Source organism: Streptomyces sp. NPDC032126 (assembly GCF_055580085.1).
Map to the genome: position 1 here is coordinate 401,654 of NZ_JBVIMA010000007.1, position 12,720 is coordinate 414,373.

A 12,720-nucleotide genomic window follows, 5' to 3' on the forward strand; every position below is an offset into this window, starting at 1 on the left:
CCGCCCGCGGGGATGACGGACGACAGGATCGCAGCACTGCGCCGGGTCGGTGCGTCCGCCTGAGCGCGGGCCCGGGGATCTCAGTGCCGGTGTCCGCCGAACAGCGAACGGCGCAGGCGGCGCAGGGGCGCGAACAGCGAGACACGGCTCACCCGGGCACCGACGTCGCCGGTCTTGTGCCGGGTGTCGCGCGCGGTCAGTTCCCGCATCAGCGAGGTGGCCTCGACCGTCTCCCGTTGCGGTATGGCGGGGCCCGCCAGCACCGAGAGATGGCGGTCGAGCCGCGAGCTGGTCGCGCTGCTCCCGCAGGTGATCGCAGGGACCCTCGCCCTGCTGCGCATCGTTATCTGATCCATGTCACTCCCCACCCGTACGAGTCCACCCGGCCCGGGCAGGTTAACCCTATCGCCCCGTCGGGGCACGCGTGTATCGCGGTCACAGGATTCACCTTCCCCATAAGGGGGTTGACGACGCCTCCTCGGTCACTCTCCGAATCCAACCGATTCCAGGGCGAGTTGGACAACTGGCTGACTGGTGGGCTGAGCTGACCCTCCGTCGGGCTCGACGGTCACAGCGAGTGATGTCGCAGCCTTGTCGAGACCGTCCGCGACCAAGGGCGTGTCGCCGTCGAAGAGCCCGAGGGAGCGCGGTTGCGCGCCGGGGCGCATGAGCCACAGCTGGTTCACCTTGCCGCTCGGCAGGCCGCCGTATCCGCTCAGGGTGACGACGGCCTGTCCCGTCGATGCGGAAGCGATCACTCCGATACTCCGGCCCCGCGCGTCCTTGCCGGTCGTCGCCCGGGCGTCCGGGGCGGCGAGAACGTGGGCGATCTCACGCGCCTGGGCCCGCGAGGCGTCCAACTGGTCCTGGGTGCGGTTCGCCTGGACGGCGAAGAGGGAGGCGACGACGAGGGCCGCCGCGGCGGTCGCCGTGGCGAACGGCACTAACAGGGGGCGCTGCCGGGGCGCACGGGTGCGTCCCGGCGGCGGCTGCGTGCCCCAGACGTGCGGCGGGAGTTGTGCCGTGCGCTCACGCACCGGCGCGGCGGACTCCTGCGGGGTCGCGCGCACGGCGGCCAGCACCCGGTCGCGCAGCGCGGCGGGCGGCGGGGCGGCCGTCGACCAGGCGAGCCGGACGGCGTCCTCGGCCAGCGCCCGCACCTCGGCGGCGCACCGGTCGCAGCTTCTCAGATGCCGCTCGAAGCGGCGCCGCTCGTCGGCGTCCAGGGCGTCGAGGGCGTAGGGCGCGGCCAGCGAGTGCGGGTCCTCGCGGCGCAGACGGTCGAGCAGGCTCATGCGGCTCCTCCCAGGCAGTCCCGCAGCCGCGTGAGTCCGTCGCGCATGCGCGTCTTGACCGTGCCGAGCGGCAGCTTCAGCCGTTCGGCCACTTCACGGTACGTGTAGCCGTCGTAGTAGGCGAGGGTGACGGACTGGCGTTGCAGCGCCGTCAACCGGTCCAGGCAGCGGCGCACCCACTCGCGCTCCAGGCCCGCCTCGACCTCCTCCGACACCTGGTCGAAGGCGGGGTGGTGGGCGCGCTGGGCCTCGCGCTGCTCGCGCTCGCCGGCCGCCCGGACGCTGCGCACCCGGTCGACGGCCCGGCGGTGGGCGAGGGTGAGGATCCAGGACAGGGCGCTGCCGCGGCCGGGATCGTAGCGGCCCGCGGTGCGCCAGCACTCCAGCAGCACCTCCTGGGCCACCTCCTCCGACTGCGCCACGTCGCGCAGCACCCGTCGTACGAGTCCGAAGACCGGCCCGGACACCAGTCCGTAGAGTTGCTCGAATGCCTTCTGGTCGCCTCCCGCCACCAGCACCAGAAGCTCGTCCGCCTCCACGCGGTCCCCCTCTCCGCGGCCGCAGCCGGGCCGTCCGGTCACACCAGGCATTCGCAACGAACACACCTCCGGATGGGGTTACGGATCACCGGCCCCAAAACGCGGGTGGAGGAAGGGAAAAGAAAAATTTCGCCGAGGACCCATCCGATCGGGCCCTCCGCTCCGTATACCCGTCCGTCAGGCAAGTTGGCACTGAGGACGGACGGCATGACCACACCTAACTCCAAGAGCGGCGCGGGACGCAGGAGCGTTGCGACCCTCATCTGTGGTGCGCTGGCAGCCGGGGGGCTCGCAGCCGCCGGCGTGGCCACGCTGGAACCGGGGGCGGCGTCCGCCTCCAGCCACCGGGAGGCCCCGCTGATCTCGGGGACCCCGCAGTACGACAACACCGACGTGTACGCCTTCGTGAGCCCGGACAAGCCGGACACGACGACGATCGTCGCGAACTGGATCCCCTTCGAGGAGCCGGCGGGCGGGCCCAACTTCTTCCCGTTCGCCGAGGACGCCCAGTACGACATCCACATCGACAACAACGGTGACGCCCAGGGCGAACTGCTGTTCCGGTACACGTTCAAGACGCACACCAAGAACAAGAAGACGTTCCTGTACAACACCGGCGCGGTCGAGAGCCTGGACGACCCCGACCTGAACGTGACGCAGACCTACGACCTGGAGCTGATCAAGCTCAAGAACCAGAAGGTCGTGCACCGCACCAAGCTGGCCGACGACGTGCCGGTCGCGCCGTCGAACGTCGGCAAGGCGTCCATGCCGGACTACGCCAAGCTGCGCCACCAGGCGATCTACAAGCTCTCCAACGGCGCCCAGACCTTCGCCGGCCAGGCCGACGACCCGTTCTTCCTGGACCTGCGCGTCTTCGACCTGCTCTACGGAGGCAACCTCTCCGAGGTCGGCAACGACACCCTCAAGGGCTACAACGTCAACTCCATAGCCCTCCAGGTCCCGACGGACATGATCACCGAGTCGTCGCACCAGCCGATCGTCGGCATCTGGTCGACCACCCAGCGCCGCAACGCCCAGGGCTACTACTCGCAGGTCTCCCGGCTGGGCAACCCGCTGGTCAACGAGGTCGTCAACCCCCTCAAGGACAAGGACAAGTTCAACGCGTCCGAGCCCTGGCAGGACGCCCAGTTCCTGAAGAACGTCACCAACCCCGAGCTGCCGAAGCTCATCGAGGCGATCTACAAGATCAAGGCGCCGGCCGAGCCGCGCAACGACCTCGTCGACGTGTTCCTCAAGGGCGTGAAGGGGCTCAACCAGCCCCCGTACGTGAAGCCGTCGGAGGAGCTGCGGCTCAACACCTCGATCAAGCCGTCGATGCACCCGAAGCGGCTCGGCGTCCTCGACGGCGACACCGCGGGCTTCCCCAACGGGCGCCGGCTCACCGACGACGTGATCGACGCCTCGCTCCAGGTCGTCGAGGGCGAACTCGTCGGCTCCAAGAACGACCTCGGTGACGCGGTCGACAAGAACGACAAGGAGTTCGAGAAGTCGTTCCCGTACGTCGCCCTGCCGACCGAGGGGTCGCGCGGCGCGCTGGCCAAGGGTGTCAGCGGCGGCAACGACGTGCGCAGCCAGCTGGGCGACGCGCTGTCGCCCGCGGCGGGCTCGACCGATGACAACACCGCGCTGATCGCCGGGTCCGCCGGTGCCGGTGCGATCGGGGTTCTGCTCATCGGTGGTGGGCTCATGTGGTGGCGGCGTCGGGGGCGCGCCTACTGAGTCGGCTGCGCCGGGCCGTCGCGCGACCGCTGGTCGTGTGTGGCTGATCGCGCAGTTCCCCGCGCCCCTTTCGGGGCGCTCCTCCTGACCGGGGTGGGGAGACCCCTGCAGCTCCCCGCCCCCACCAACCGGCGCGGCCCGCGTTCAACCATCCCCCACTGCGCGGGTCGCGCCGCTTCGCTACGTCGACATCACACAGGCTAGGTAGGAGAGGGCATGTCCCCGCGTACGGACGGCAAACGGTGGCGGTCGATGCAACTGGCCGCGAGCTCAGCCCTGTTGGCCGTCGCCCTCACCGGTGGCGCCATCGCCATCGGGGCCGCGCGGGACGACTCGGGGACGGCACGGCCCACCGCGGCCGCCGTCTCGCCCGGGCTGCTCGCCAGTGGTGACCTCAACGCCGGGGTCGCCTCGCTCCAGGCCCATCTGCGCACCCAGCCGAAGGACTTCGGCGCCTGGGCCACCCTCGGGCTCGCCTACGTCGAGCAGGCCCGCACCCAGGGCGACCCCGCCCGCTACCCGCAGGCCGAGCAGGCCCTCGGACGCTCCCTCGCCCTGCGCCCCGACAACGACCAGGCCCTCACCGGCCGCGCCGCCCTCGCCGCGGCCCGCCACGACTTCACCGGCGCGCTGACCTACGCCGACCGGGCCCTGCGACAGAACCCCTACAGCGAACGCGCGCTGTGCTCCCGTATCGACGCGCTCGTCGAACTCGGCCGCTACGACGAGGCGTTGGAGGCGGCGAAGACGGCCGACACCCGCCGCCCCGGCGTCCCCGTCTTCACGCGCTACGCCTACGTCTACGAACTGCGCGGCGACATCCCCACCGCCCGCCGCGTCCTCACCCAGGCCCTCACCGCGTCGACCACCCCCGGCGACATCGCCTACGTCGCCACCCAGCTCGCCCAACTCGCCTGGAACCAGGGCGAGTACGCCACCGCCCTGGACCTGTACGCCCGCGCGCTGGCCGCCGACGAGAACTACCTCCCCGCGCTGGAGGGCCGGGCCCGCGCCCAGGCGGCGAGCGGCCGGCCGGCCGAGGCGATCAAGGGCCTGGAGGCCGTCGTGGCCCGCGCCCCCCTGCCCGGCCCGCTCGTGGCGCTCGGCGAGCTGTACGAGGCCCGCGGCGGCAAGGGCGACCAGGCCAAGGCCCGGAACCAGTACGCCCTCGTCGACGCCTGGACCGCCCTCGCCCGCGCCAACGGCGTCAACGCCGACCTCGACACCGCGCTCGCCGCCGCCGACCACGGCGACAAGGCCGCGGCCCTGCGCGCGGCCCGCGCCGAGTGGGCCCGCCGCCACACCGTGCACACCGCCGACGCCCTCGCCTGGGCCCTGCACGTCAACGGCCGGGACAGCGAGGCCCTCCCGTACGCCCGGCAGGCCGTCGCCACCGGTTACCGCACGGCCTCCCTCCTGTACCACCTCGGCACGATCGAGGCCGCCACCGGCCACGCCCCGGACGCGCGGGCCCACCTCTCCGCCGCGCTGAAGCTCAACCCGGGCTTCTCTCCCCTGGGCGCCCGAGCCGCCCGTACGACTCTCACGGAGGCGCACCAGTGAACCCCCGTCGCCTGCTCGCCTCCTGCGCGGCCGTGTTCACGGCCGGCTGCGCGCTCGCCCTGCTCCCCGCCGCCGAGGCGAGCGCGCACCCCCTCGGCAACTTCACCGTCAACCGCTACGACGGTCTCGTCACCGCCCCCGGACAGCTCCGCGTCGACCACGTCGAGGACCTCGCCGAGATCCCCGCCACCCAGGCCAAGCCCGACGTCGAGCGGCTCGGCCTGGACACCTGGGCCCGGCAGCGGTGCGACACGGCCGCCTCCGGCAGCGAGGTCACCGTCGACGGCCGCCCCGTCACCCTGACCACCGCCACCGCCCACGCCGCCGTACGCCCCGGGCAGGCCGGCCTGAACACCCTGCGCGTCGAGTGCCGGCTCACGGCGCCCCTGCCCGCCGACGCCGCCATCTCCCTCACCTTCCACAGCGCGGGCACCTCCTCGGGCCCCGGCTGGCGGGAGATCACCGCGCGCGGCGACCGGACGACGCTCACCTCCACGGACGTACCGAAGTCCTCCGTCTCGGACGAACTCACCCGCTATCCGCAGGAGTTGCTCTCCTCCCCCGCCGACACCGCGACCGCGTCCCTGCGGGTCCGGCCCGGCGGACCGGCGCTCGCCGCCGGGGACGACGGGGCCGGAGACGGGCGGGACGCGCCCGCCGCGTCCGTCCTGCCGCGCGGGGCCGACCGGTGGACCCGGGCCCTGGACAGCCTCGTCGCCCGCCAGGACCTCACCGTCGGCTTCGCGGCGCTGGCCCTCGTCATCGCGGTCGTCCTCGGCGCGATGCACGCGCTCGCGCCGGGCCACGGCAAGACCCTCATGGCCGCGACCGCCGCCGCCCGGGGCGGCCGGGCCCGCGTCAAGGACGTGCTGCCCCTCGCGGCATCGGTCACGGTCACCCACACCCTCGGCGTGGTCGCCCTCGGCCTCCTGGTCACGGCCGGTTCCGCCGCGGCCCCCTCGGTGATCGCCTGGCTGGGCCTGGCCAGCGGCGCCCTGGTGCTGATGGCGGGCGTGAGCCTCGTACGCCGGGCGTGGCGCGGCGGACGCGGCGGGCAGGGGCACGCGCACCCCCATCCGCACCCCCACCCGCCCCACGAGCCCGTGAAGACCCCGGACCGCGAACTCGCCCTCGCCGGCGCACGGACCACCACCCGGAGCACCGCCCCCACCCACGACCACCCCCACCACGAGCACGACCATGGACACGACCACGACCACGACCACGGTCATGACCACGAGCACAGCCACGATCACGACCACAGCCATGACCACGGCCCCAGCCACGGCCACGAGAAGGGGCACGCGCACAAGCATCACCACCACCCCCACGAGCACACCCACACCCACGGCGGTGTCACCCACTCGCACCCCATCGCCCCCACCCTCCGCGGCACGCTCCTGCTCGGCTTCGCCGGTGGGCTCGTGCCCAGTCCCTCCGCCGTCGTCGTGCTGGTCGGCGCCGCGGCGCTCGGTCACGCGTGGTTCGGGCTGCTGCTCGTCGTGGCGTACGGCGCCGGCCTGGCCCTCACCCTGACGGCGGCCGGGTTCGCCGTGGTCCGGCTGGGCGCGGGAGTGACCCGGGCCCTGGACCGGCGCCCGCGCTGGACCACGCACCCCGCGGTCGACGCCGCGCGCCGGGCCGCGCCCCTCTGGTCGGCGCTGATCGTCTTGATCCTGGGCGCCGGACTCGTGTTGAAGGGGGCGGCATCCGTACTCGGCTGAGCTACTTTTGGGGAGATATCGAGCGGAGTGCAGCTTTCACCCGGATGAGAACCGGGATGCGAATGGGGGACGGCCGTGTCCGAAGAGCCGGGCAGTGAACGTCTGATCGCGGGCCGGTACCGCCTGCTGTCCCCGCTCGGCGAGGGCGGCATGGGCACGGTGTGGCGGGCCCGCGACGAGGTGCTGCACCGCGAGGTCGCCGTGAAGGAGGTGCGCGCCCCGGCCGGGCTGCCGACGGCGGACGTGGAGCGCATGTACGCCCGCCTGGAGCGCGAGGCGTGGGCGGCCGCCCGGGTCGCGAACCGCAATGTGGTGACGGTCTACGACGTGGTCACCCAGGACGGCCGCCCCTGGATCGTCATGGAGCTGATCCGTGGCATCTCGCTCGCCGACCTCCTGGACGCCGAGGGACCGGTCGACCCGCGGCGCGCCGCCTACATCGGGGCGGAGGTGCTGAACGCGCTGCGCGCCGCGCACGACGCGGGGGTGCTGCACCGGGACGTGAAGCCGGCCAATGTGCTGCTGACGAACGACGACCGGGTGGTGCTCACCGACTTCGGCATCGCCACGGTCGAGGGCAGCTCGGCGCTGACGATGACCGGCGAGGTGATCGGTTCGCCGGAGTTCCTCGCGCCGGAGCGGGCGCTGGGGCGCACCCCCGGCCCGGAGTCGGACCTGTGGTCCCTCGGTGTGCTGCTGTACGCGGCCGTCGAGGGCAACTCGCCGTTCCGCCACGACACGCCGCTGAGCACCCTGCGCGCCATCGTCGACGAGGAGTTGCCGCCGCCGCTTCGGGCCGGTCCGCTCACCCCGGTGATCGAGGGTCTGCTGCGCAAGGATCCCGAGGAGCGGCTGCCGGCCAATCGCGCGGAGGACGACCTGCGGCTGGTGGCGGCCGGGGGCATGCCCTCCGGCGGCGGGTACGGCGCCGGCACCCTGCCGACGACGCCGTACCCGTATCCGCCGACGGCGCCCACCGAGCCGCTGCGCCAGGAGCCGCCGACGCCCCCGTGGCCGGTCCCGGCGGCCTCCGCGCAGCCGTCGAGCCCGCCGCCGGACGGTCCGCGCCGCGACCGGCGTTCCGCCGCCCTGCTGATCATCGGGGTGATCGTCCTGGCGCTGGCGGTGGCCGGGCTGACGTACGGTCTGCTGAACCGCGGGGGCGGCGGCGACACCACGGGAGGCGGCAGCAGCCCCTCCGTGGTGGTGAGTCCGGCCGCGACGCCGAGCGGGTCGAGCAGCGCGGACACCGCTTCGCCGAGTCCCCGTGGCCGTACGACCTCGGCGGCCCCGGCGCAGTCCGTGTCGGTCGTCGTCGCGGGCGCGCACACGGACTACACGGGTTCCTGTCCGCCGCCGGACGAGCGGGCGCCCGCGTTCACCGCGACCATCACGGTGGGCCGGCTGCCCGCGCGGGTCAGCTATCGTTGGGTGACGCGGAGCGGGGATGTCGTGGGGGACGGCTGGAAGACGCTCGACTTCCCCGAGGGGGGCGCGAAGACCGAGCGGGCCCGGGTGATCGTGACGACGTACGCCGAGGGCGGGACGTACGAGAACGCGCTCGGGGTGGAGGTGCGCGAGCCGAAGCGGGCGACGTCGAACCAGGTGGCGTTCTCGGTGACGTGCGAGACGGAGACCCCGACGGGCGGGGCCTCCCCTTCGGCTTCCTCGGCTTCGCCGAGTGCTTGATCGTCCTCAGTCGTTGGCGTTCAACACGGGCAGATAGCCGCCCGAGTGACCGGACGCGGTCGGGTGGTACGACTCACCGATGTTGAGCCAGTTGACGCTGTGCAGCCAGGAGCTGCCGGAGCAGATCTCATGGCCGGTGAAGGTGGTGCGGACGTCGCCCCAGGCGAAGCCGTGGGCGGTGGCCCGCCTGGCGATGGCGGCGTCCATGTAGTCGGCCGCGTCGTTGATGGCCTTGCGCTTGGTCTCGGACAGGCCGAGGCAGGTGGCGCCGAGCAGGTAGAAGCGGGGGTAACCCAGTACGACCACGTGGGCGTTGGGTGCCTTGGCGCTGATCGCCGAGTAGACGTTGTCGAGTTTGCCGGGCAGCGTCGAGTCGACGTAGGCCCGGGCGGTGTTGATGCGGTCGACGCAGGTGCTGTCGGAGCTGAGCACACAGGTCGTCATGACGTCGGCGAACCCGGCGTCGTTGCCGCCGACGCTGATCGAGACGAGGCCGGTGGACGAGGACAGGCCGCCGAGCTGGTTCGCCAGAACGTCATCCGTTCGGGCGCCCGAGCAGGCCGCGAAGGTGAAGGACGAGGGTGAGTTGGCGGCGTTCCACAGGTAGGGGTACGCCTTCGTGCTGCGCTTGCAGTCGCCGCTGGAGCTGATGTAGCTGCCCGCGCCGACACCGGAGGAGTAGGAGTCGCCGAGGGCCACATAACCGCCGGTGGCAGCGAGAGGGGATGCCTGCGCCGTGGCCGCCCCGGTGAGGGCTGCCACGGCGGCGAGGAGGACGGAGCTGACGAATGCCGCGATTCGGGAACGTCTCATGGAACCTCCCTTTAGCAGGATCTCTGCCATAACTGTCGTAGCAACTACGCGTGTTGACGGGAAGTGTCCATGCCAAAAATAAGGGGGTGAATGCGATGTTCCGGGTGCATTAGGGGTGCGGCTCGGGTGTACGCGCCCTCTTGGCGCCTCTCGCCGGCCGCAGACGCGTCGTCAACTCCGTCTGCGTAACAGTAAGTTCACGCTCAGCGAGGAAAATTCGGAAAACTCGGGAACCGCGACGGGACGACCCGTAGTGTAACGGTCAAACGAACAAAATCGTGAGGCCTCCTTCCAGGCCTTGCCATACAGGCGCAATCATCAATACCGTCAGACAACTCACCCGCATCGGTCCGTCAGCACGCGGCTCAGGGGAGGGCTCAAGGACCGCGACGGAATCCGGGGCGGGGCGCGGTAGGGGGGTGCCGTGCTCGGTGACCGCACCGGTGACCGAGCCGTGCCGCGCGACCGGTCGGCCGTCTTTCCATGACCGACCTGCTTTGCCAGCTCACCCGGCGTGAGCGGGGCCGGCTCCGCCGTGCCCGCGAGCGCGGGAGGTGAGAAACCCCCCTTTCGAACCGGACGTGGATCCGGGCCGCCCAGGGGCGGGCGGCCCACCGGACGAGAGGGACCAGACTCATGAGTTCCGTTCTGCAGCCCGCGACATCGAGCCAGGACCACCACGATCACCCACCCGCCGGCGCCTACCGGCCGATCTCCTCTCACCTGGCCATCGCGCCGCCGGTGAGCGTCGTCATCCCCGCCATGAACGAGGCGGAGAACCTTCCGTACGTCTTCAAGAGCCTGCCAGACTGGATCCACGAGGTGGTCCTGGTCGACGGCAACTCCACCGACGACACCGTCGAGGTCGCCCGCGAACTGTGGCCCGGCGTCAAGGTCGTCGGCCAGCGGGGCAAGGGCAAGGGGGACGCCCTGATCACCGGGTTCGAGGCGTGCAGCGGCGACATCATCGTCATGGTCGACGCCGACGGCTCGGCCGACGGCAGCGAGATCGTGTCGTACGTCTCCGCCCTCGTCTCCGGCGCCGACTTCGCCAAGGGCTCCCGCTTCGCCAACGGCGGCGGCACCGACGACATGACCTTCATCCGCCGGCTCGGCAACCGCGCGCTGTGCGCCGTCGTCAACCGCAAGTTCGGCGCCCGCTACACCGACCTGTGCTACGGCTACAACGCCTTCTGGCGGCACTGCCTGGACAAGATCGAGCTCGACTGCACCGGCTTCGAGGTCGAGACCCTGATGAACATCCGGGTCGTCAAGGCCGGGCTGAGGGTGCAGGAGATCCCCAGCCACGAGTACCTGCGCATCCACGGCGTCAGCAATCTGCGCGCCGTGCGCGACGGGCTGCGCGTGCTGCGGGTGATCCTCAAGGAGCGCTCCAACCGGCGTGCGCTGCGCCGCCGCCCGAACCGCTCGCCGCTGCTCGACTCGGCGCGGGGAGAGGCGTCGTGATCCCGATCGGCATCTCCGTGGTGATCTGCGTCTACACCGACGACCGCTGGGCGGACATCCTCGCCGCCGTCGCCTCCGTGCGCGCCCAGAGCCACCCGCCGCTGGAGACCCTCGTCGTCGTCGACCACAACCCGGGCCTCCTGGACCGGCTGGCGCGGGAGTTCAAGGAGACCGACGAGGTGCGGGTGCTGCCCAACGCGGGCCCGCGCGGCCTGTCGGCCGGCCGCAACACCGGGGTGGCCGCCTCACGCGGCGAGGTCATCGCCTTCCTCGACGACGACGCCGTCGCCGAGAAGGACTGGCTGCGCCGCTTCGCCGACCCCTACAGCGACCCCCGGGTGCTGGCCGTCGGCGGGCGGTGCGAGCCCGTGTGGTCCTCCGGGAAGCGGCCCGTGTGGTTCCCCGAGGAGTTCGACTGGGTGGTCGGCTGCTCCTACCTGGGCCTGCCGCGCGGCCGGGTCCGGGTACGCAACATCCTCGGCGGCAACGCCTCCTTCCGGCGCGAGGCGTTCGACCTGGTCGGCGGGTTCGCCACCGGCATCGGCCGGGACGACGACAGACGTCCGCTGGGCGGCGAGGAGACCGAGCTCTGTATCCGGCTCGGGCGCGCGAGACCGGACGCCATCCTGCTCGTCGACGACAGAGCCGTGATCCACCACAAGGTGCCCGAGGCGCGGGAGCACTTCGGGTACTTCCGCACGCGCGCGTACGCCGAGGGGCTGTCCAAGGCGCTGGTCGCCCGCAGCGTGGGCGTCGACAAGGGGCTGGAGACCGAACGCCAGTACACCACCCGGGTGCTGCCCGCCGGAGTCGCGCGCGGACTGCGCGACGCCGCCCTGGCCCGGCGCGGCGGGGCCCGCCGGGCGGGCGCGATCGTCGCCGGGGTGCTCACCGCGGCCGGAGGCTACCTCGTGGGCAGCGTCCGGGCCCGTCGCCACGGCACCAGCTTCCACGTCGTACGGATCGACCCGGAGGAGGTCGAGCAGATCGGGACGGCGGCCGGGACGGAACAGGAGACCGCCGCATGAGCCCCGCGCCGGTGCCGATCCTGATGTATCACGCGGTCGCCGCCGAGCCGGACGACGCCACCCGCGCCCTGTCGGTGAGCCCGCGGGCGTTCGCCGCGCAGCTGGCGCGGATCGCGGAACGGGGGCTGACCCCGATCACCACCGCCACGCTCGCGGCCCGCTGGCGCGCGGGCCGGCCGCTGCCCGCGCGCCCCGTCCTGATCACCTTCGACGACGGATACGAGGGGGTGCACCGGCACGCCCTCCCCGCCCTCGCCGAACACGGCTTCCCGGCCACCCTGTTCGTCTCCACCGGCTGGATCCGGGGTGCGTACGACACCGGTGGCGCCCCCGACACCATGCTGGACTGGCGGCAGGTGCGCGAACTGGCCGCCGCCGGTGTCGAGATCGGCGGCCACAGCCACACCCACCCCCAGCTCGACCAGCTCGACGACCGGACCCTGCGCACCGAGCTGACCCGCTGCCGGGACATCGTCGCCGACGAACTCGGCGCCCTGCCCGTGTCGTTCGCCTATCCGTTCGGCTACTCCAGTCGCCGGGTGCGGACGGCGGTGCGCGAGAACGGCTTCACCCAGGCCCTCGCCGTCGGCAACGCGCTGGCCCGCCGCGCCCAGGGACCGTACGCCCTGCGGCGGGTGACCGTACGGCGTCGCACGACCGCCGACGAGTTCGAACGGCTTCTCGACGGCCGGGCGATCACCCGCACCTTCGCCAAGGACCGTGCCCTGACCAAGGGATACGCCGTGGTCCGCCGGACCCGGCGGCTCGGCCGGACCGCCGCCGCCACACTCGTCTGACCCACCCGCCGGTGCCCTCGCACCCGCCTCGCGACGGGCACCGGCGGCAGCGGAACGTACCGGAC

Annotated in this window: 11 protein-coding genes; 7 read left to right on the top strand and 4 right to left on the bottom strand. The window is 72.4% G+C overall.

Features of this window, described 5'->3' with window-relative positions; genetic code table 11:
• Window positions 1-80: 80 nt before the first annotated feature.
• The 3 genes from ACZ5NW_RS27035 to ACZ5NW_RS27045 form a co-directional block, all read right to left on the bottom strand.
• Window positions 81-356: a hypothetical protein gene (locus ACZ5NW_RS27035; RefSeq protein ID WP_468746518.1), complete on the bottom strand. Its 276-nt coding sequence runs from the start codon at window positions 354-356 to the stop codon at window positions 81-83.
• A gap of 126 nt (window positions 357-482) precedes the next feature.
• Window positions 483-1,295 carry an anti-sigma factor gene (locus tag ACZ5NW_RS27040; RefSeq protein ID WP_468746519.1) on the bottom strand — a complete coding sequence of 271 codons (813 nt, stop codon included), beginning with the start codon at window positions 1,293-1,295 and terminating at the stop codon, window positions 483-485.
• The gene (locus tag ACZ5NW_RS27045) at window positions 1,292-1,834 is read right to left on the bottom strand and encodes a sigma-70 family RNA polymerase sigma factor (RefSeq protein ID WP_468746520.1); all 543 of its coding nucleotides are present in this window, start codon (window positions 1,832-1,834) and stop codon (window positions 1,292-1,294) included. Before ACZ5NW_RS27045 ends, ACZ5NW_RS27040 begins: the two co-directional genes overlap by 4 nt.
• 207 nt (window positions 1,835-2,041) lie before the next feature.
• On the opposite strand from ACZ5NW_RS27045, the gene ACZ5NW_RS27050 reads away from it, so the two are divergent.
• From ACZ5NW_RS27050 to ACZ5NW_RS27065, 4 genes are all read left to right on the top strand, one after another.
• On the top strand, window positions 2,042-3,574 hold the full coding sequence (locus ACZ5NW_RS27050) for a DUF4331 domain-containing protein (protein ID WP_468746521.1): 1,533 nt from the start codon (window positions 2,042-2,044) through the stop codon (window positions 3,572-3,574).
• Between the two features lie 216 nt (window positions 3,575-3,790).
• The gene (locus tag ACZ5NW_RS27055; RefSeq protein ID WP_468746522.1) at window positions 3,791-5,137 is read left to right on the top strand and encodes a tetratricopeptide repeat protein; all 1,347 of its coding nucleotides are present in this window, start codon (window positions 3,791-3,793) and stop codon (window positions 5,135-5,137) included.
• Window positions 5,134-6,861, top strand: a complete 1,728-nt coding sequence (locus ACZ5NW_RS27060; protein WP_468746523.1) for an urease accessory protein UreH domain-containing protein — start codon at window positions 5,134-5,136, stop codon at window positions 6,859-6,861. The genes ACZ5NW_RS27055 and ACZ5NW_RS27060 overlap by 4 nt, the downstream gene beginning before the upstream one ends.
• Before the next feature lie 75 nt (window positions 6,862-6,936).
• On the top strand, window positions 6,937-8,550 hold the full coding sequence (locus ACZ5NW_RS27065) for a serine/threonine-protein kinase (RefSeq protein WP_468746524.1): 1,614 nt from the start codon (window positions 6,937-6,939) through the stop codon (window positions 8,548-8,550).
• A gap of 6 nt (window positions 8,551-8,556) precedes the next feature.
• On the opposite strand, the gene ACZ5NW_RS27070 is transcribed toward ACZ5NW_RS27065, so the two are convergent.
• Window positions 8,557-9,363, bottom strand: coding sequence for an SGNH/GDSL hydrolase family protein (locus tag ACZ5NW_RS27070; protein WP_468746525.1), 807 nt, complete (start codon window positions 9,361-9,363; stop codon window positions 8,557-8,559).
• A gap of 636 nt (window positions 9,364-9,999) precedes the next feature.
• Between ACZ5NW_RS27070 and ACZ5NW_RS27075 the strand changes: the two genes are divergently transcribed.
• Genes ACZ5NW_RS27075 through ACZ5NW_RS27085 form a run of 3 tightly spaced genes read left to right on the top strand, consistent with a single transcriptional unit; the run spans window position 10,000 to window position 12,655 of the window.
• Window positions 10,000-10,830: a glycosyltransferase family 2 protein gene (locus ACZ5NW_RS27075; protein WP_468746526.1), complete on the top strand. Its 831-nt coding sequence runs from the start codon at window positions 10,000-10,002 to the stop codon at window positions 10,828-10,830.
• Window positions 10,827-11,858 (top strand): glycosyltransferase family 2 protein, encoded by a 1,032-nt coding sequence (locus tag ACZ5NW_RS27080; protein ID WP_468746527.1) that lies wholly within the window; start codon window positions 10,827-10,829, stop codon window positions 11,856-11,858. Before ACZ5NW_RS27075 ends, ACZ5NW_RS27080 begins: the two co-directional genes overlap by 4 nt.
• Window positions 11,855-12,655, top strand: coding sequence for a polysaccharide deacetylase family protein (locus tag ACZ5NW_RS27085; protein ID WP_468746528.1), 801 nt, complete (start codon window positions 11,855-11,857; stop codon window positions 12,653-12,655). Before ACZ5NW_RS27080 ends, ACZ5NW_RS27085 begins: the two co-directional genes overlap by 4 nt.
• Window positions 12,656-12,720 lie beyond the last annotated feature (65 nt).

Bases quoted from the DNA above. Each gene is read 5' to 3' on its own strand.
- ACZ5NW_RS27035 (WP_468746518.1), bottom strand. From the start codon at position 356: ATGGATCAGATAACGATGCGCAGCAGGGCGAGGGTCCCTGCGATCACC.
- ACZ5NW_RS27040 (WP_468746519.1), bottom strand. From the start codon at position 1,295: ATGAGCCTGCTCGACCGTCTGCGCCGCGAGGACCCGCACTCGCTGGCC.
- ACZ5NW_RS27050 (WP_468746521.1), top strand. From the start codon at position 2,042: ATGACCACACCTAACTCCAAGAGCGGCGCGGGACGCAGGAGCGTTGCG.
- ACZ5NW_RS27055 (WP_468746522.1), top strand. From the start codon at position 3,791: ATGTCCCCGCGTACGGACGGCAAACGGTGGCGGTCGATGCAACTGGCC.
- ACZ5NW_RS27070 (WP_468746525.1), bottom strand. From the start codon at position 9,363: ATGAGACGTTCCCGAATCGCGGCATTCGTCAGCTCCGTCCTCCTCGCC.
- ACZ5NW_RS27075 (WP_468746526.1), top strand. From the start codon at position 10,000: ATGAGTTCCGTTCTGCAGCCCGCGACATCGAGCCAGGACCACCACGAT.
- ACZ5NW_RS27085 (WP_468746528.1), top strand. From the start codon at position 11,855: ATGAGCCCCGCGCCGGTGCCGATCCTGATGTATCACGCGGTCGCCGCC.